The following is an 18,032-nucleotide window of genomic DNA, read 5'->3' as shown; positions in this document are numbered from 1 at the left end:
GTCTCAGATATCCCGTTCGTTGATCAGCTGTTCAATCAACGATTTCACAGTGCCATACGAGAAAGGTTTGTTGCAGATTGCAGAAACGCCTGCACTTTGCACGGCGGCAAGCCGACTTTCATTCTGCTCACTGGTCAGCATCAGGATAGGAATAGTGGGCTGGTCACCGTACTGTCGGATGTGTTCAGTCAGCTCTTTGCCATCAACATTGGGCATATTGTAGTCGGTGATGATCAGATCATAGCTGTGGCCTTTTTCCAGTAGGTCCAGCGCTTCCGAGCCGTCACCGGCTGTATCGATCGTGCCAATGCCCAGACCGTCCAGCATCTGTCGGACGTAGCGAAGTGCCATGGCACTGTCATCCACAATGAGTACCCGCAGATGTTCGTACTCTTCACTTTCACCTTCATCTTCGCTGTCAGCGAGGTATTCCAGCGTGCTGCGCAGAGCAGTCGCCAGATCGTCTGCAGTGAAGGGTTTGGGAAGAATGGCGATAGCACCGGCCTGACGTATCGGCTCAAGGTAGCGGTAGTGGGTTTCACTTGAGACCAGAATAAAGGTAACCATCTCAAGTGCCGCTTGCCTGCGCATCTCTGCTACCAGATCCGTGCCCGAAATGCCGGGTAGATGCATGGCAGAAAGAACCAGGTCAGGGGTGATTTGTTGCATCCGTTCCAGGGCAGGTTCAGCGGAATCAAACTCTTCAATCTGGGTGACGCCAATCAGATGGAGCTGATCCATGATGATATGACGTTGTACTTTGGAGGGTTCAATAATGATGACGTAAAGATTGCTCAACTGCATCTGAAGAGTTCTCGAGCCTGCATGAAGATAAAGACCCTATCCTAACCCCCGAAGCCGGTCATAACAATCGGCTTATGTCGTTGTTATATTCGTTAAATTTTTAATATTCAGGTGAGGTTATTAGACAAAGGTCTGATTTGTTATTTTGATCTTTGCAGCGGGGGGTAATTGTACTAAAGTACTTAGCGCCAAAGGCATGCCACTTCCGTCTTTAGTGGCGAATGGAATACATAATAACTAACTCGAGTAGACCATTGATGAGTGTGATTACAGCTCCGTTATATCCAACTCAATCCTTTGTTCAATTCTCAACATTTGACGGTCCAATCAGCAACACCCTGAGCTCCAACCCCCTTGTTCAGACGCGTAGTCGTCCCTATTTGAAAGAAGCCGATGTGGAATATATACGCCTTCTTGAAGATGCTGTGGATGAAGTGCGTCGTTTGATCGAAGAGGTGAATCATCTGTCGTACAGCAAAGCTAATCTCGCAGCCTGCTGATAGATGTTTCAGGAGACGAAAAAAAGACCAGCTTAGGCTGGTCTTTTTGTTAGAGGCTATCCCAGTCCGAATCCATATTGGATGTGGAGTTTTCCCGGGCAGCGGAACTCAGACTGACAGCTGGCCGGTGGGCGCGCTTGTCGCAGAGTGTCAGGTAACGCTTCCAGGCTTTTTCATGCCCGGTTTGCGCGTCATGTTCGCCGTTACAGAAAAGGATAAATGCCTCCTCTTCAGCAGTTAGGGGTGCACGATCACCCGCATGCAGCGCATGATAAGCATGACCGTGGCGTGCCAGTAATTCAGCTTGTTGCTGGGTAAATTCACCACTGCGTTTAAACCCGTAAGGAAAGTTTTTAGGGTCCTTAAACTCGGTGGCAGCAGAAAAGCTGGAAACTTGTTCTTTATCCTGTTGCATCTTGCTACCTGTTACGGCAAAAAAGAGATAAGAATCAAATAGACGCTAATTGCGGAACGCCGATGTTAAGCTTCAAAGGCAAGAGCGTTCACAGCATTTAGATCCGCTTTTTCGCGAATTATGGTTAGGGGATGCGGGTGAGTAAAACAAAGCTTTTTTGTTGTGATGATAAGTTTTTTTGATGGATTAGCCTTTGGATACCGAGCTGTTACGCACCTTTCTTGAGGTCGCCAATACCCGGCATTTTGGTCGGGCCTCTGATAACCTCTGTCTGACTCAGTCGGCGGTGAGTTTTCGTATTCGCCAGCTTGAGTCGCTGGTGGGCACTGAATTGTTCTCACGCAAGCGGGGTAACATCATGTTGACGGCGGCGGGGGAACGGCTGCAGCCCTATGCTGAATCGATCCTTTCTACCTGGCAGAGTGCGCTGCAGGAAAGCGGTGTTGTGGGTCAGCGACGACAGCTCTCCCTCGGGGCAGCAGCGATACTCTGGGAGAGTTTTCTGAGTGTACCCATTCAGCACGTGATCAGGCATAGCCCTGAGTTTTGCTGGCGGACTGAGGTAGATCAACGCAAAAGCCTGCTGCGTGGGCTGCTAGAATCCCGGCTGGATATTGTCTTCTCTTTCACGCCGCCCAAGTTACCTGATATTCATAATGCTGTGGTGGGCCAGTTGGTGCTTCAGTTGGCAACAGACCAACGCCATCGTGCTTTAACCGAGCTCACTGAGCTTAACTATGTGCATTTGGATTGGGATACAGCGTTCAACCTGCCCAGTGAACAGTGGTGGTTGCCACCGGTAGCGCCCATTCTGCACACCGGACAGATGAGTCTGGCGGTGGATTTCCTGACCCGCAACGGTGGCGTCGCACTGCTGCCCAAAGCGATACCACAGGTGGGTCAGACCTTGTTCGCCGTAGAGGGCGTACCCCCTATCGAACGTGATATCTATGCCAGCTGGCTGGATACGAATCCTGCTGCAGATGATTGCCGTGAAGCGGTGGCACAGCTTCAGGCCTGCTTCAGTGGGAAGTCCGCCGTTTGACGCCCCGGCTGGCGATGGCCTGAGTCGGATCATCCGGCCAGTCGTGTTTTGGGTAACGGCCTTTCAGATCTTTTTTGACGTCCGCATAGGTGGTGTGCCAAAAATTGGCCAGGTCCATTGTGATCTGTACCGGTCTTCTGGCCGGTGACAGCAGATGCAGTTTTAAACCCGTGCCATAGCCGATCTGCGGTGTCTGCTGCCAACCAAATAACTCTTGTAGCTTCGCTGCCAACACCGGTGGTACTTCTGAATAATCGATGGCTACACGACTGCCTGAGGGTAAAGTGAGATGGGTGGGTGCCAGTTGATCCAGCTGCTGCTGCGAAGACCAGGGCAGCAGCGTGTGCAGGGCTGTAGCCAATGTCTGCCCGGTTAGTTGCTCAAACCGTCTCTCGCCCTGTAAAAAAGGCAGCAGCCAGTCCTCCAGTGTGTTCAGTAATGCAGCATCACTCAGATCTGGCCACAGGTGCTGTTCTGACTCCGGTGCACTGTTGCGTAAAAACATAACCCGCTGGCGCCACAAATGGTGGGTTGGCGTCCAGCTGAGTTGATCAAGCCCGTCCCGTCGCAGTTGATCGATCAGAGTCCGATGTACCTGATCAGGATCGGGTTGTTCCAGGGGTTTGCTGAACAGGGTCAGAGCACCTGAGGTATGAAGCTCCTGCGCCATGACTTTTTTCAGGTCACGGTCCCAGTAGACCTCAGCGCTGATCGAGACGTATTCCGGGAATACGCTACGCAAGGTGTTGATATTAAGTGGTGCTGCCAGCGTTATCTGATCCTGCCTTTGCCCGGCCAGGCCCCGGGTTGCCGCAACCGCCAGCCAGCCATGCTGTCGCAAGGGATCACCGGCTTCCAGTCGAACAGCGCGGCCATTACTCAGTCTGTAGTCTGTGCCCTGCGGTTGCCGCTGACTGGCAATGCGGTCCGGGTAGGCCAGTGTGATCAAAAGGCCTGCAGACAGGGGCTCAGAAACCACAGCTAATCCATGAGATTCGATCTTCTCCCGAATCTGACGAAACTGACGGGCCTGCTGCCGCATTCTGTGCCAACTGCTTTTGTGGTGACGGGGTGAGGGTTGTTGTAGCCATTCCAGTCGCGTTTCAATATCGACCGATTCAAGCCGCAGCGGGTCGCGGTCCGACAACAGTGCGGCCAGTGAACAGGCTTGCGACAGATTCACCTCTCCGTCGACGCGCAACAATAGATGGGCCAAACGGGGGTGGCAGGGCAGGGTGAGCATTGCTTCACCCAGCGGAGTAATCTGCCCATCGGGGTCAAGCGCTGCTAACATTTTCAGCAGGCTTTGTGCCTGAGACCAGGCACCTTGGGTGGGTTTATCCAGCCAAACCAGTTCATCCGCCCGGCTAATGCCCCAGTTAGCCAGCAGCAGGACCATGGGTGCCAGGTCCGCCTGCGTGATGGCGGGTGGCAAATGTGCGGCCAGCTCAGCCTGTTGCGCAGTAGACCAGAGACGGTAGCAGATGCCGGGTTCCAGGCGTCCAGCCCGGCCGGCGCGCTGCGTGGCTGAAGCTTTGGATATGCGCTGGGTATGTAAACGGGTCATGGCGGTATTGGGGTCAAACCGGGCCACCTTGCATAAACCTGCATCGACCACCACCCGGATCCCCTCAATGGTCAGACTGGTTTCGGCAATGTTGGTGGCCAGCACCAGTTTGCGCGTGCCTTTGGGCGGCGGTGCAATCGCTGTTTGCTGAGCCGCCAGATCCATGTCGCCATACAATGGCGTTATCAGGCAACCCTGTAACCGGTTGGGCTGGCTTTGTAATAAAGACTCTACGGCACGTATTTCTGCCTGACCTGGCAGAAACACCAGCAGGCTGCCCTGAGTTTCAGCCAGAATATCAAGTAATTGCAGTGCGATGGCTTCACCCAGCGGGCGTTTGCTCAGATCCAGTGCTGCATACTTAATATCAACCGGAAAAAGCTGGCCTGTGGCGGTGATCAGTGGCGCCTGGGGTAACAATGACTGCAGGGCGCTGTTCTCTAATGTGGCTGACATCAGCAGCAGTTTGAGCGGGGGATGGTCACGAAACAGAGCCCGGGCATAGAGCGCCATGGCCAATCCGAGATCGGACTCAAGACTGCGCTCATGAAACTCATCAAAAATCAGCAGCGAATACCCCTCAAGACTGGGATCAGCCTGCAATAAGCGCAGCAAAACGCCTTCAGTGACGACTTCAATCCGGGTTTTGGCACTGACCCGGCTTTCCAGCCGCATCCGGTAACCCACCGTTTCACCCGGCTGTTCGCACAGTTGCTGAGCCATATAACTGGCTACGTTTTTAACAGCGAGCCGTCGGGGTTCCAGCAGCAGTATTTTACCCGTTACGGTGTTTTCGGATCGGAGCAGGGCCAGTGGGATAAAGGTGGTTTTGCCGGATCCGGGTGGAGCCTGCAGAATAGCATCACCAGCCGTAGTCAGGGCCTGGATAAGGTCAGGTAAAATTGTTTCGACGGGCAGGGCGGACATGGGCTTCGGTTTGATAAAAAATCAGTACAGAGCTTAAAGAGAAAGTGTTTCACTGGCAATTGCCCGCCCGCTGGTTACAATGGGCGCAGATTTCAGGATTCACAGGATATCTTATGGCCGGTCAGTTTCGTGGTTCCCGTCGTGGTTTTAAAAAACCTGCAGCCATCGCAGGTCGGGGGGTGTTAGAGAGTGTACGAACAGAAGGGCCTTTCAATGAGTGGGTTGGCATGCCGCCCTACTATCTGCACCATGTGATGATCGAAGGCGAGGAATATACTTACCTGTCGGCAGATAAAACACTGGAAATACCGCTGGGTAAAAAAGTCGCCTTTCGTTTCAAGGAAACCAGCAAAGGCCGCATGATCGAAAAACGCTCACTGGGCGTGGTGATCGATCCGAGTGAACTGGGTTACTAACGGCCTCGTTATTACGGGAACTTGCCTTTGCCGCTGCTGACCAAACAGCATAGTGTCCAGTGAAGGAGGGTTCTGCATGTTGCAAAAAAATCAGTTTCCATTGCGTCTGGTCGAAAAACATTTTGTCTCTTCTACCAGCATGGAACTCTGCTTTGAGCGACCTGATGGCAGCCCTGTAACCTATGTTCCTGGTCAGTTTTTCTCTTTCCATCTACCGGAGTCCTCCGGTGGCAAAACCCGCAGCTACAGTGTTGCCAACCGGTGCGACAATATTCGTGAAAACCGCGAACTTCGGATCACGGCTACCCTGATACCCGATGGCTCGGCCAGTGAGTTTTTTCGCACAGCTGAACCGGGGGCTGAGGTAGAAGCCAGTGGCCCCTTCGGTAATCTGATATTACCTGCGGCTGATCCCCACCGTTACATTCTGGTCGCAACCGGGGCCGGAGTGGCGCCTTATCGGGCGATGCTATCCCAGCTTGCTGAGCGCCTGAGGTCTAACAGCGACCTTACGGTTGAGCTTATTCTGGGTGTGCAGACGCCCGCTGAGCTGCTGTATGAGGATGAGTTTCGTGCCATGGCGGCAGAGCATCCGGGATTTGTTTTCAGGGCCTGTTACAGTCGGGCTGAGCCTCAGCAGGCAGATGAATACGCGGGTTATGTCCAGACTCAGCTACAAGCCCTGTCCCCCGATCCTGAGCAGGATCGGATCTACCTGTGCGGCAATCCCGCCATGGTGGATGATACCGTCAAGTTACTCACCCCATCCGGATTTACACCGGCCAATCTGAAGCGCGAAAAGTATCTGTTTTCAAGGTTGTAAAAAAAACCGGCCAGTGGGCCGGTTTGAAAGACAGACGAACGTTTTGAAGGGGGCTAAACGTTCGCGCTCTCCTGATGAGTAAGCAGTGATGCGAGTCGCTCAAGGTTTTGACTCAAGACTTGTTGCTCCGGTGCATCACTGTTCAGGAATCGGCTGTCCTGACGGACCAGTTGGTCAATCAGTTCAGTGGTAAAGCGATTCAGTTCCTCTAAAAAATCGAATTGCGGGCGGTTGATGAAGCGTTCCAGATTGTTTTTTATCTGCCCCAGATGTCTGCCGGGATGACCGGGGGGCTGTTCTAATTGTTGAACACTTGTGTACGCGGTTGAGACAGCGTAAGTCAGTGATTGACGCATATTTACATTCAAGTCCATCAATTGAGATTTGTCCATGTCGATTTCGGCAGCCTGTTGCAGCGCATTCTGGATGTTGCCGTTAAAGAAATCATCGGCAATCAAACCGATCTCATTGACCAATGCCTGAATCGCCTGGCGTTCTTTTACGCTCAGGTTGCCGGTAACCGAATAACTGAACTGGCTACCCGCGGTGATTTCGATGCCAGCAGCTTCAATCTGATAACCGTTACTGCTGACCGCTTCAACAATCTGGGTTTGACTCTGTTGATGGCTGAAATCGATGGTGATGCGATCCCCGTCCCGGGTCATGATCTCCATCGAAAATGCCTGAGCACTCGAAAAACGCTCGGCGTGACTGATCGCATTTAATTGTCCGCCCGGTTTGAAGGCACTTTCTTCAGCTAATCGGGCTGATAGGTCAGTTAAGCGATCAGTTTCAGTCTTCTGTGTGTTTTCAGATGTTTTGTCTGATTGTCTGTCGGCAGCTGGGTAGGTGTCTGATTTATGCAGAACCGGAGGGCTGCCTGCCCATGAAATTTCCACCTGAAATCCCTCTCTGTTTCACTGTAAGAGAGGTTGTCGGCGTCATAACAGTGTATTTGATGCGTTATGAATCAGTTTCAGATTGCATTTTAATCAGTTGTTCTCAACTGTTTGATAGCCGGTAAAAAACACCGTCAGGACGCAATTACCCGGTGAAAAGAGTATGAATTTAGTTACAGAGGGTTAAAAACGCTCAAATTAACCGCTGAGTAACCTGTCTTCAGCGGCTTCAATGGCATCCGCAGGACCCTGCAGGATGACAATATCACCCTCGCACAGCTGGGTTGACTCAGTGGGGGCATGTTCCGAGAGATCATCATGGCGCCGGATCATGGCAACGGAGACTTCCAGCACCCCCAGATTCATGTCCGCCAGGGTCTTATTACAGGCATAACTTAAAGATGAGATCGGAACCGGGTGCAGCACCTCTTTCATCTGCCCTTCATCATCGGTTTTTTGTGAATGCCCGCCATGATAAAAACCATGCAGTAATTGATAGCGCTCAGAACGTACCTGATCGATTTGTCGGGCGATTCTATCCGGTGGTACGCCCAGTATCGAAAGAATATGTGAAACCAGCATCAGACTGCCTTCGAGGGCTTCCGGTATCACTTCTGTTGCTCCCTGTCTCTGGAACAGGTCCAGCGGGCTGTCATCCCGGGTACGTACCAGAATCGGCAGTTCCGGAAAGCGTGGTCGCAGGTGTTTGAGCGCATGCAGGGAGATATCATGTTCCGGGAAGGTCAGGATCAGCATACGGGCACGGTCGCCACCGACGGCGGCAATAATATCGGCCCTTTGCGCATCGCCGTAACAGACCTTTTCACCGGCGGTGGACGCCTCGCTGACGCGCAAAGGGTCATTATCGATAACAATATAAGGGATGTTCAGCGGCCCCAGAAAACGGGTGATGACCTGACCGACACGACCAAAGCCACAAATAATCACATGACTGCTGAGGCCTTCACCGGCCTGATGCAGGTTGTTAACCGAAAACTCTTCACGGACCTCAGTCATCGTTTTAGGGTGCAGCCAGTACGCCAGCCGATCCGTATGATTCATCAGAATTGGCGTGAGCATCATGCTCAAGACAATCACACCGGTGGCCAGTGCGTTGAGCTGAGGATCAATCACCTGATTGCCCAGTGCCAGCGCCAGCAGGGCAAAACCGAATTCCCCGCCCTGACTGAGACAGAGTCCGGCTTTGAGCGATGAAACCGGGTCCATCTTAAGTAAGCGGCCCAGGATACTGATCAGCAGGGTTTTGGAGATGATCAGCCCGGCCGTGAGAATCAGGACCCAATACCAGTGCTGCTGCAGGCTGGACAGATCCAGCTGCATACCTACGGAGACAAAAAACAGACCCAGTAAAAGGTCACGGAAGGGCCGTATATCGGCTTCAAGCTGATAACGGTAGTGGCTTTCACCCAGCATCATCCCGGCCAGAAAGCCCCCCAGTGCCATCGACAATCCGGCGGCATGGGTGATCCAGGCCGCCAACAGGGCCGCGGCCAGTGAGGTCAGAACAAACACATCACTTGAGGCAGAGCGCGCTGACTCATGCAGTAAAAGCGGCATCACAATCCGGCCCACGACCAACAGCACCACCAGAAGCAGCGAGCCTTCCAGCAGTTTCAGGGTCAGGGCGGCACCGTTCATCTGGGCGTCGGTACTGCCCAGTGCAGGTACCAGAATCAGAAACACCACAGCGGCCAGATCCTGAAAGATCAGGGTGCCGATGGAGAGTTCACCATGGGGGGTATCCAGCTGATTGCGGCGAATCAATTCCCGGCTGACAACCGCCGTGGAGGAGAGGGAGAGGGCACCGGCGAGCACCAGCGCGGATGCCAGTGGCAAGCCTGCCGCCAGTGACAGACCGATCAGCATCAGCGAGGTGATCAGCACCTGGGCACTGCCCAGGCCAAACACGGTTTTGCCCATACTGACCATGCGGCCAAACGAGAACTCCAGCCCCAGCATGAACAACAGGAAGACTACGCCCAGCTCACTCAGTAACTCGATGCTGTGCACGTCCTGAATCAGGCCGAAGCTATAGGGGCCGACCAGCAAACCGATAAACAGGTAGGCCAGAAGAGGCGGCTGTTTGAGACGCCTGAACAGGGTTGTAGCGACGATGGCTCCACAGAGTACAACAAGAAACTGCTCAAAAATTGTGAAGCCCATGGTCACCTACTTCCGGTCAGATGGCGTGATTACCACATCAGGTCATCAGGGATTTTGAAATCCGCATAAGGATCGTCTTCGTCGGTTTCTTCGGCTTCAATCCGAATCACCATCTCAGGACGACGTTGTTCGATTTTGTCGGCAAACTTGTCTGGCACCAGATAAAACTTCTCATCCAGAACACCAATCGCCAGTTGCCCCCGGCTTAGCTGCTGCTGCAGTGTATCGGTGACATAGATTTTTTTAATTTTTTTATCATAGACAAAGTTGTAGCCCACTTCGGCATTGTCTGGCACCACAACCTGTTGCTGCTGAATCATCTGGCGGCACTGAGCGGTGATTTCACGTTCCCGCTTTTCGGCTTCGCGTTGCTGGTTCAACAGGCGGTCTTTTTCGCGTTTTTCTTCCCGTTCCTGCTGCAATTTAGCCTGCAGATCAGCGTGCTGGTTATCCAGTGCCAGACCTGACTTGCGGGCTTTGGTTTGCTGTTTTTTCTGTTTGCGTTTTTCGGTGTCGATCTGTTTGGCTTTTTTTTGGTCAGCCAGGCCTGCTTTGAGCAGCTGATCTTTGAGTGAACCGGCCATGTATCTTCTCTAGATGGCTGTTTTTAGAAGGGTTCACTATACCAAGCCCTGAGAAATGACTCTACTTGCAGGGCGCAGTCTCTCCACGTAGGCTTGCCTCAGATCATCTATGGAAAACAAAATGTCCGACAATGCGCACCCCTTTGAAGTCTTGTCCCCTTCGTTTCTGCTTGATGCGGTAGAAAGTAAAGGTTATCTGTCTGATGGCCGCTTTCTGGCGCTTAACAGTTATGAAAACCGGGTTTATCAGGTCGGCATCGAAGAATCACTACCGCTGATTGCCAAGTTTTACCGGCCAGAGCGCTGGAGTGATGCTCAGATACAGGAAGAGCACGATTTCTGTTTTGAACTTGAGGAACAGGAGCTGCCTGTGGTTGCTCCCCTGCGGGATGATTCAGGTGCAAGCCTGTTTCACTATCAGGGTATGCGGTTTGCGCTGTTTACGCGCCGCGGTGGTCATGCGCCGGAACTCTCTAACCCGGATCATCTGCTGCATCTGGGTCGGGTACTGGGCCGAATCCACCGGGTTGGTGCGAGTAAACCCTACACACATCGGCCAGCACTGGATGCGCAAAGTTTCGGTCATGACAGTGTGGCCCTGATCAGCGAGCAGTTTATTCCGCGTGAGCTGAAACCGGCCTATGACTCTCTGGCGCAGGACCTGCTGGCACGGATCGACAGGCGACTGGCTGAATTTGGTGCCCTGGATTTGATCCGGGTGCATGGAGACTGTCATGGTGGCAACATTCTCTGGCGGGATGATCAGGTCAACTTTGTTGATATGGATGACAGTCGCATGGCCCCGGCGATTCAGGACATCTGGATGTTATTGTCAGGCGACCGTCAGGAGCAAACACTGCAGCTTTCGGAAATTGTGGATGGCTATAACGAGTTCCATGATTTCAATCCGCGGGAGCTGAATCTGGTGGAAGTGCTGCGTACTCTGCGCATGCTGCATTATTCGGCTTGGCTGGCACGGCGTTGGGAGGATCCGGCGTTTCCTATGGCATTCCCCTGGTTTAACTCGGTACGTTACTGGAGTACCCATATTCTGGAACTGCGCGAGCAGCTGGCTGCGCTGGATGAACCCTGTCTCAGGTTGATGTAGGTTAAAAATGGCTGAGCCGCTCAAATACCTCTTTACCCCTGACTTTATCGAACAAGTGGCGACCGAACTGAAACGGGTCTGGACCGCATTTCCGGCTGAGGCATTTCAGCAGGCGGTGCTGTCATCGGGCTGGGACGCGCTGGAGCTGAAAGCCCGGATGCGTTGTATTACACAGGCGCTGCATCAGTTTTTACCGGCAGACTATCCTCAGGCCATTGCGCTGCTGAATCAGGTCGCGCCGAAGTTTTCTGGCTACACGGCAGTGATCTTTCCCGACTATGTACAGTGTTATGGCCTGGATGACTGGGAGACCTCGCTTCCTGCGTTGCACTGGATGACCCGCTTTTCGACCGCTGAATTTGCGGTGCGTCCGTTTCTGGAACAAAACCCACACGCCATGCTTTCGGTGTTGCATGACTGGAGTGAGGATGAGAATGAACATGTGCGGCGACTGGCATCCGAGGGTTGTCGCCCCCGTTTGCCCTGGGCCAGTGAACTGAAGCTGTTCCGGCAAGATCCTGAACCGATATTGCCGCTGCTGGATCGTCTGAAGCAGGATCCGAGTCTGTATGTAAGGCGCAGTGTGGCGAATAATCTGAATGATATTTCCAAGGATCATCCGCAAAAGGTACTGGCATGGGTCGAACCCCGGTTGGGTCAGCATTCAGATACCGATTGGCTGCTGCGTCATGCCTGTCGGACATTGCTCAAACGTGCAGAACCTGCTGCGTTAAACCTGTTTGGCTGGGCGGATGCCGAGCATATTCAGGTCAGTGAGCTGGTTTTAAGTCAGCAGACAATCGCCATCGGCGAGACACTCGCTTTCAGCTTTTCGCTCAAGACCAATGCCGACGAGCTGGGCAGGCTGCGGCTGGAATATATCATCGAATATATGAAAGCCAATGGGCAGCACCGGGCCAAAACCTTCCAGATTCGGGCGAAAGAGGTTCGGGAATCGCAGGTACTCTTCAGTTGTCAGCAGAGCTTTCGGGAGATGACCACCCGCCGCCATTATCCCGGTCTGCATCGGCTGCATATCCGGGTGAATGGCAGCGAAAAAGCCAGTTGCGAATTTACCCTGACCTCTTGAAGATGATGTTAACTGACGGGGTTCAGTACCGCTTTTTCACGCTCACTGGTCACTTTCAGCACTAGAATCAGGCCGCTGCCCATCACAGTGAAGCCAGCCGCCAGCCAGAGCCCCAGATTATAACTGCCCAGCTGTTCTGCCAGTATGCCGGTGAAGAATGGCCCCAGGATCTGGGCAACGCCGTAGGACAGGGTCATCTTGCCCATCAGTTTCGCCGGTTTGGTGGGGTAGAAACGCCCGGCCATGGTCAGCACCAGACTCACAATACCGATAAACGTACCGCCAAACAGCACTGCACTCAGAATGGCGGTGGTCAGACTGTCATCCAGTGCCGGTAACAGAATGCCTGCCACCTGAACTACATAAGCGATCAGCAGGGCGCTTAGTTCTCCAATGCGGCGGGCGACGTGATCCCAGAAAATACAGGCCGGGGCGGCCGCCAGACCCAGCAACAGAAAGACCCATTCACCCTGACCTTGCAGGGCAGGCTGACGCTCGACAATCGCCACAATAAAGGTGGCACTGATCACGTAGCCATAGCCGGCACAAAAATAGGCGGCCAGCATCAGGCGCATAAAACGTTTACTGGGCGGGGTATCCACCATCGCCTGACCCGATGTAGTCATGTGGTGGTTGGGCGGGCGTGGCAGCCAGCGCCAGGCGGGAATAGCCAGCAGCACGCCGATGGCGGTCAGCCACCACCATTGTTCAGCCCAGTTAAAATGGGCAGACATCAGCATGACTGCGACAGAAACAAAAGCGATACCCAGTCCCACACCGGAGAAGTGCAGACCCAGTTCACTGCGGTAGTGGTTGCGCATCAACCAGTTCAGCACCAGTCCTGATCCAATCAGCAGACCCGCAGCACTGCTCAGACCGGCCAGAAAACGCATCACTGACCAGAGAACCAGGTTTTCACTCAACGCCATACCGGCGGTGGTGACCAGGGCCACCACCAGACCAATGCGGTAGAGAGTGTCTTTCAGTTGCAGGTTGCTGATGCTGGCGGCAATCAGGGCGCCGCTCATGTAACCCATATAGTTGATGGTGGCCAGCCAGCCACCCATGGCATCACCCAGAGCGGTTTGATCCATCATGATCGGAAGCAGAGGGGTATAGGCAAAACGCGCAATACCCAGCATCAGAATCAGACTGAGCAGACCTGCGGTCAGGACGCGGGCTTTTTCGAGAGCATTGGCTGGGCTATGTGGCTGGGACATGCGGGGTTCCGGTTTGAGAAAAACAGATAAACAGATTATAAGGGGTTATTGATTCTCTACAATTGATTAAAAAAGAACGATTGATCTTTAAAATAGAACAATCTTCGATGCGGGTGAGTCGTATGGAACTGATTAATCTGAAAACCTTTAAAACTGTGGTGGAAGCGGGTGGCGTTCAGGCGGCTTCACGCGTACTGCATACGGTACAGTCGAATGTCACTGCTCGTATCCGACGACTGGAAGAGGAGCTGGAGGTCAGTCTGTTTTACCGTTCAGGTCGCTCGCTGAAGCTCACCCCGGCAGGCAGTCTGTTACTCGACTATGCTGAGAAGCTGTTGCATCTGGAGCAGCAGACCATTCAGGCGCTGCATCAGATGGGTTCAGCCAGTGGTGAACTCAGGATCGGGGCAATGGAATCCTTTGCTGCCGGACGATTGCCGGGACTGTTGCAGGCCCTGCGCCGTCGCCACCCTAAGCTGCACCCGCGTATTAGCAGTGATACCAGTGCTGAGTTGATTGATGCGGTGCTGGAACATAGGCTGGATTGCGCCTTTGTCGGCGGTCCCGTGGATCACCCGTTATTGCACTCGACTCCGGTGGTAACAGAAACCCTGGTGTTAGTTTCGGCCAAAGAGGGTGTGGTAGAGAACACCTTTATTATGTTTAAAGAGGGCTGTGCCTACCGTCAGCGGGCCAAGGCATGGCTGCAGGAGCGGGGTAAGGTTGGCACCCAGATGCTGGAAATGGGTACCCAGGAAGGTATATTGGGTTGTGTTGCCGTGGGCCTTGGGGTCACACTCTTACCTCGGCATGTGGCTGAACAGTCCCCCTATTTTTCAGCGCTGAAGCTGGAACCGTTGCCGCCACGTTTCAGTGAAGTACCTACGGTGCTCATAACACACCGTGATTCAATTGCGTTGATGGGGGTCGAAAGCCTGAAAAGCCTGATCGGGCGGACCTTGCCAGTATGGGAGAGCGTAGCCTGAGTGGGTCAAAAAGGCTGTTGTAAAAAACGCAAATTTCACTTGTTTGTCATCTTGAAAATGTATTCAATTGCGCCAAATTTTTTCGGTTTGAGGGTCGGATATGAGTTCTAACAAAATGCTGGTGGGCGCTGAGGAGTGGTGTCGATTTCCTGACTTGACCATCCCTGCGGTCAAGGCCCGGGTGGACTCAGGTGCTAAAACCTCATCCCTGCACGCCATCAACATTGAACCCTTCAAACGGGCAGGTGTGCCCTGGGTCAGATTTGATGTCTGCCCATTGCAACACAACCGCAAAACCGTCGTGCATTGCGAAGCGCCTATCGTTGACCAGCGCCGGGTTAAAAGCTCCAGTGCTATCTCTGAAAAACGTTATGTGATCAGAACCACCCTTGGGGTGGCGGATTCCAGTTGGGAGATTGAACTGACCCTGACTGACCGTGATGCCATGGGGTATCGCATGCTGCTGGGGCGTGAGGCGATGGCAGGACGTATTGTAGTGGACCCCAGCGCCAGCTTTTGCACCGGACAGATCTCTGATGAAGCTCTGAAAGGCATGTATCTGATCAAGAAGCAGCCACCCAGTGGGCTGCGTATCGCTTTGCTGGCCAGTGATCCTAACCTGTACAGCAACCGTCGATTGATTGAAGCGGGCGAGCAGCGTGGCCATGAGATGGTGTTTCTGAACATTAAACACTGCTACATGAAAATGGATGCTACTCAGCCCGAGGTTCACTACCGCGGTGGTAAAGTACTGGACACCCTGGATGCCGTCATTCCACGCATCCGTCCCAGCATGACTTTTTATGGCTGTGCGCTGGTACGCCAGTTCGAGTCGATGGGGGTCTACTGTCTGAATACGGCGGCGGCAATCACCCAGTCCCGCGATAAACTGCACTCTCTGCAACTGTTGCTGGAAAGTGGCATTCAGATCCCAATCACCGGTTTTGCCAACTCCCCGCTGGAGACCGATGAGTTGATCAGCATGGTGGGTGGTGCGCCGTTGATCGTTAAGCTGCTGGAAGGCACCCAGGGTAAAGGCGTGGTTCTGGCTGAAACCAATAAGGCAGCAGAGAGTGTGGTGAACGCTTTCAAAAGCCTGAAAGCCAATATACTGGTGCAGGAATTTATCAAAGAGGCCGATGGCAAAGATATACGCTGTTTTGTGGTGGGTAATAAGGTGGTCTCTGCAATTCAGCGAGAGGCAGAACCGGGCGAGTTCCGCGCTAACATCCATCAGGGCGGTACCGCCAGTGTGATCCGGCCCACCGCCGAGGAAAAACGCATCGCGGTGCAGGCTGCCAAGTGCATGGGTCTGAGTGTTGCCGGTGTGGATATTATCCGCTCCAGCAAGGGACCGTTGCTACTTGAAGTTAACTCGTCGCCCGGTCTGGAAGGGATTGAAGGCGCCACCGGTAAGGACATCGCCGGGATGATGCTGGAAGCGATCGAGCGCAAATTGCGCTGGAAGCGTCATACGACCTGATATAAACGCCCATAAAAAACGCCCCGTCAGGGGCGTTTTTGTTACTGCGCAATCAGCCAGGGATGATCTTTGATCATGCTCAGCATGTGATCAATAAAGAGTCGCACTCTGGGGTTCAGATGGCGGCGGCTGGGGTAAAGCGCATGAATCTGCACCGGCTGCAGGTGATAGTTTTCCAGTAAATGGACCAGCTTGCCGTCTTTGACCATTTCTTCGCAGAACGCTTTCGGCATCCGGCCGATGCCAATGTTCTGCAGTATCATCTCGCGACAAAAACTCAGACTGTTGGCCCGCATTCTGAAATCCAGATTGACCTGTTTACCGTCGTTCCAGTTGGTAAATGCCCAGCCAGTGTGGTTTAGCAGGCCAGCGATACAGCTGTGTTGTTGCAGGTCGGCGGGAGTTTCCGGTGTGCCATGGCGCATCAGGTAAGCAGGACTGGCATACAGGGCAATCTCTGATTCAGCCAGTTTGCGGCCGATCAGGCTGGAATCAACCAGCTCGCCAACCCGCAGTGCCAAATCGATCCCTTCTTCCACCAGATCTACCAGACGTGCGCTGAGCTCAACATCCAGCTGAATACCGGGATGTTGTTCCATAAACGAGCCGATCACATCATTCATGATGAAGATGCCCATCTCTGGAGGCATGGTGATTCTCAGACGCCCTTTGGGTTCATGTCGCCGCGCAGCAACCTGATCGGTGATATGGGACAGCTCATTAAACAGCGGTAAGCACCGATGGTAGAGATCATGCCCCTCTTCGGTCAGGCTCAGCTTACGGGTTGTGCGCTGTAGCAGTCGAACACCCAGTTCATCTTCCAGCTGGGCGATACGACGACTGATAGTGGATTTTTGCAGATTTAACTGTTCTGCGGCTGCTGTAAAACTGTTTTGTTCAATGACATGAATAAACAGTCGGATATCATTCAGATTCATCGAGTACAGTCAGTTCTGGCAGGTGGAACGGAGCAGGCGTGTGCCCCGTTGTCCTGAGATGTTTATTGGCACTGTCCCCGGGTGGTCAAGGTGACGGAAGGGGTCGTGGTTTTGCGGCTTTCAAAGCTCATGTCTGATTTGGATATGGTAATCACTGTGGTATCCAGACCACCCATGACCGGGTCTTTTGCCGTACGTTGCAGAGTAATGCTTTGTTCGTTGCTGTCGACGGAGAAACCGCTTACGCCATTGACGCTGCCTACACCGCCATCAATGCTGATGGCATAGGTGCATTTGCCTTCAGGGCACTTACGTATGGATGCAGCAGACTGAAATGGAGCGGTGTAGCTGGCCTCTGTATAACTGCAGGTGTAGTTGAGCATCTCGGCCGCAGCCGTCAGGGGAAGTGTAAGTCCGAAGGCCAGAGCCAACAGTATGGAGTTGCGCATCGTTGTATTCCTTTTACTTTGCAGCCTGTCTGCAGTCTAAGGCATATTTCCCCCGACGCAAAGCCGGGGGCGCCCAAGATTGCTGTTAATCCTTAATGCTTCGGCCTTTGCGAGTCCGGCTTTAACGGAATTTAGGTTCGTGCCAGTTAATCGACTTGAGAAACTTATGTGCCGGATAGAATTTTCCGTCAGAACCGGTCTGATCGCAGGCTGATTTAATGTAGGCCTCAGGCAGTTCACCGCCGGCATAGACCTGAAGCCCCTTCTCCTGCTCATAAAAACGGATGGTTTCTTCAATTTCAGAGGTCGTTTTGCACAGTTTTGACAGGTTGCTGGCCTGCACGGCGGCCATATCTTCATCCGCATCAATGCCGAGAATATGTGCCATACCGTAGGTGGTCACCAGCACATCGGCAATCGCATCACGCACTTCCTGAACATCGTGGTTTTCAATCCCTTCCACCAGTTCGGCCAGCTCTTCCTGAATCAGGTGCAACTGCTTGCTGGCTTTTTTCCAGTCAGGCGCGTTTTGTTCACCCCGTGGGTTGCCGAAAACACTGTTCAGATAGGATACATCGGTGAAATTGCTCATGC

General features: G+C 53.2%; 17 protein-coding genes and 1 pseudogene. 8 read left to right on the top strand and 10 right to left on the bottom strand.

The features are described from left to right. Positions 1-3: 3 nt before the first annotated feature. Positions 4-804, bottom strand: a complete 801-nt coding sequence (locus P2G53_RS02455) for a response regulator (RefSeq protein WP_275813209.1) — start codon at positions 802-804, stop codon at positions 4-6. Positions 805-1,353: 549 nt separating this feature from the next. Then, positions 1,354-1,719, bottom strand: a complete 366-nt coding sequence (maoP, locus tag P2G53_RS02450; protein WP_275813206.1) for a DUF413 domain-containing protein — start codon at positions 1,717-1,719, stop codon at positions 1,354-1,356. A gap of 193 nt (positions 1,720-1,912) precedes the next feature. On the opposite strand from maoP, the gene P2G53_RS02445 reads away from it, so the two are divergent. Next, positions 1,913-2,764, top strand: coding sequence for a LysR family transcriptional regulator (locus P2G53_RS02445; protein WP_275813203.1), 852 nt, complete (start codon positions 1,913-1,915; stop codon positions 2,762-2,764). Here the strand turns inward: P2G53_RS02445 and hrpB are convergent. Then, entirely contained in the window at positions 2,742-5,258 is a 2,517-nt protein-coding gene (hrpB, locus tag P2G53_RS02440) for an ATP-dependent helicase HrpB (protein ID WP_275813200.1), read from the bottom strand. The genes P2G53_RS02445 and hrpB overlap by 23 nt on opposite strands. Before the next feature lie 113 nt (positions 5,259-5,371). Here hrpB and P2G53_RS02435 point away from each other — a divergent pair, with 113 nt between their 5' ends. Together P2G53_RS02435 and P2G53_RS02430 are read left to right on the top strand one after the other, a co-directional pair. After that, on the top strand, positions 5,372-5,674 hold the full coding sequence (locus P2G53_RS02435) for a hypothetical protein (RefSeq protein WP_275813197.1): 303 nt from the start codon (positions 5,372-5,374) through the stop codon (positions 5,672-5,674). 76 nt (positions 5,675-5,750) lie between these two features. Next, entirely contained in the window at positions 5,751-6,497 is a 747-nt protein-coding gene (locus tag P2G53_RS02430) for an FAD-binding oxidoreductase (protein ID WP_275813194.1), read from the top strand. Between the two features lie 53 nt (positions 6,498-6,550). On the opposite strand, the gene P2G53_RS02425 is transcribed toward P2G53_RS02430, so the two are convergent. The 3 genes from P2G53_RS02425 to P2G53_RS02415 form a co-directional block, all read right to left on the bottom strand. Next, positions 6,551-7,396 (bottom strand): hypothetical protein, encoded by an 846-nt coding sequence (locus tag P2G53_RS02425; protein ID WP_275813191.1) that lies wholly within the window; start codon positions 7,394-7,396, stop codon positions 6,551-6,553. 198 nt (positions 7,397-7,594) lie between these two features. Next, positions 7,595-9,580: a cation:proton antiporter gene (locus P2G53_RS02420; protein WP_275813188.1), complete on the bottom strand. Its 1,986-nt coding sequence runs from the start codon at positions 9,578-9,580 to the stop codon at positions 7,595-7,597. Positions 9,581-9,609: 29 nt separating this feature from the next. After that, a complete protein-coding gene (locus tag P2G53_RS02415; RefSeq protein WP_275813185.1) occupies positions 9,610-10,164 on the bottom strand; it encodes a DUF2058 domain-containing protein in 555 nt (184 codons plus the stop codon). Between the two features lie 121 nt (positions 10,165-10,285). Between P2G53_RS02415 and P2G53_RS02410 the strand changes: the two genes are divergently transcribed. Continuing rightward, positions 10,286-11,272 carry a serine/threonine protein kinase gene (locus P2G53_RS02410; protein ID WP_275813181.1) on the top strand — a complete coding sequence of 329 codons (987 nt, stop codon included), beginning with the start codon at positions 10,286-10,288 and terminating at the stop codon, positions 11,270-11,272. A gap of 7 nt (positions 11,273-11,279) precedes the next feature. After that, positions 11,280-12,362, top strand: a complete 1,083-nt coding sequence (locus tag P2G53_RS02405; protein ID WP_275813179.1) for a DNA alkylation repair protein — start codon at positions 11,280-11,282, stop codon at positions 12,360-12,362. Positions 12,363-12,370: 8 nt separating this feature from the next. On the opposite strand, the gene P2G53_RS02400 is transcribed toward P2G53_RS02405, so the two are convergent. Then, the gene (locus P2G53_RS02400) at positions 12,371-13,582 is read right to left on the bottom strand and encodes a YbfB/YjiJ family MFS transporter (RefSeq protein WP_275813176.1); all 1,212 of its coding nucleotides are present in this window, start codon (positions 13,580-13,582) and stop codon (positions 12,371-12,373) included. A gap of 122 nt (positions 13,583-13,704) precedes the next feature. Between P2G53_RS02400 and P2G53_RS02395 the strand changes: the two genes are divergently transcribed. The 3 genes and pseudogenes from P2G53_RS02395 to rimK all read left to right on the top strand — a co-directional run bounded on the left by P2G53_RS02395 (position 13,705) and on the right by rimK (position 16,051). Further along, entirely contained in the window at positions 13,705-14,568 is an 864-nt protein-coding gene (locus P2G53_RS02395) for a LysR substrate-binding domain-containing protein (RefSeq protein WP_275813173.1), read from the top strand. Positions 14,569-14,668: 100 nt separating this feature from the next. After that, positions 14,669-15,076 (top strand): annotated as a pseudogene (locus P2G53_RS02390) (ATP-dependent zinc protease); the annotation flags it as partial. A gap of 78 nt (positions 15,077-15,154) precedes the next feature. Then, positions 15,155-16,051 carry a 30S ribosomal protein S6--L-glutamate ligase gene (gene rimK, locus P2G53_RS02385; protein ID WP_275814082.1) on the top strand — a complete coding sequence of 299 codons (897 nt, stop codon included), beginning with the start codon at positions 15,155-15,157 and terminating at the stop codon, positions 16,049-16,051. A 41-nt stretch (positions 16,052-16,092) separates the two neighbouring features. Here the strand turns inward: rimK and P2G53_RS02380 are convergent, their stop codons facing one another. The 3 genes from P2G53_RS02380 to P2G53_RS02370 all read right to left on the bottom strand — a co-directional run bounded on the left by P2G53_RS02380 (position 16,093) and on the right by P2G53_RS02370 (position 18,030). Beyond that, a complete protein-coding gene (locus P2G53_RS02380; protein ID WP_275813171.1) occupies positions 16,093-16,989 on the bottom strand; it encodes a LysR family transcriptional regulator in 897 nt (298 codons plus the stop codon). Between the two features lie 62 nt (positions 16,990-17,051). Further along, positions 17,052-17,438 (bottom strand): hypothetical protein, encoded by a 387-nt coding sequence (locus tag P2G53_RS02375; protein ID WP_275813169.1) that lies wholly within the window; start codon positions 17,436-17,438, stop codon positions 17,052-17,054. Between the two features lie 121 nt (positions 17,439-17,559). Further along, a complete protein-coding gene (locus P2G53_RS02370) occupies positions 17,560-18,030 on the bottom strand; it encodes a nucleoside triphosphate pyrophosphohydrolase family protein (protein WP_275813166.1) in 471 nt (156 codons plus the stop codon). Positions 18,031-18,032: the final 2 nt, after the last annotated feature.

Source organism: Neptuniibacter sp. CAU 1671, assembly GCF_029222905.1.
Lineage (GTDB): Bacteria > Pseudomonadota > Gammaproteobacteria > Pseudomonadales > Balneatricaceae > Neptuniibacter.
Note: the sequence above shows the minus strand (reverse complement) of the source record. Positions and strands in the feature narration are given on the sequence as shown.

What these genes read in the sequence shown, in the direction of transcription:
- P2G53_RS02455 (WP_275813209.1), bottom strand. Translation starts at nt 804, where the DNA reads ATGCAGTTGAGCAATCTTTACGTCATCATTATTGAACCCTCCAAAGTA.
- maoP (WP_275813206.1), bottom strand. Translation starts at nt 1,719, where the DNA reads ATGCAACAGGATAAAGAACAAGTTTCCAGCTTTTCTGCTGCCACCGAG.
- hrpB (WP_275813200.1), bottom strand. Translation starts at nt 5,258, where the DNA reads ATGTCCGCCCTGCCCGTCGAAACAATTTTACCTGACCTTATCCAGGCC.
- P2G53_RS02435 (WP_275813197.1), top strand. Translation starts at nt 5,372, where the DNA reads ATGGCCGGTCAGTTTCGTGGTTCCCGTCGTGGTTTTAAAAAACCTGCA.
- P2G53_RS02430 (WP_275813194.1), top strand. Translation starts at nt 5,751, where the DNA reads ATGTTGCAAAAAAATCAGTTTCCATTGCGTCTGGTCGAAAAACATTTT.
- P2G53_RS02420 (WP_275813188.1), bottom strand. Translation starts at nt 9,580, where the DNA reads ATGGGCTTCACAATTTTTGAGCAGTTTCTTGTTGTACTCTGTGGAGCC.
- P2G53_RS02415 (WP_275813185.1), bottom strand. Translation starts at nt 10,164, where the DNA reads ATGGCCGGTTCACTCAAAGATCAGCTGCTCAAAGCAGGCCTGGCTGAC.
- P2G53_RS02410 (WP_275813181.1), top strand. Translation starts at nt 10,286, where the DNA reads ATGTCCGACAATGCGCACCCCTTTGAAGTCTTGTCCCCTTCGTTTCTG.
- P2G53_RS02405 (WP_275813179.1), top strand. Translation starts at nt 11,280, where the DNA reads ATGGCTGAGCCGCTCAAATACCTCTTTACCCCTGACTTTATCGAACAA.
- P2G53_RS02400 (WP_275813176.1), bottom strand. Translation starts at nt 13,582, where the DNA reads ATGTCCCAGCCACATAGCCCAGCCAATGCTCTCGAAAAAGCCCGCGTC.
- P2G53_RS02395 (WP_275813173.1), top strand. Translation starts at nt 13,705, where the DNA reads ATGGAACTGATTAATCTGAAAACCTTTAAAACTGTGGTGGAAGCGGGT.
- P2G53_RS02380 (WP_275813171.1), bottom strand. Translation starts at nt 16,989, where the DNA reads ATGAATCTGAATGATATCCGACTGTTTATTCATGTCATTGAACAAAAC.
- P2G53_RS02375 (WP_275813169.1), bottom strand. Translation starts at nt 17,438, where the DNA reads ATGCGCAACTCCATACTGTTGGCTCTGGCCTTCGGACTTACACTTCCC.
- P2G53_RS02370 (WP_275813166.1), bottom strand. Translation starts at nt 18,030, where the DNA reads ATGAGCAATTTCACCGATGTATCCTATCTGAACAGTGTTTTCGGCAAC.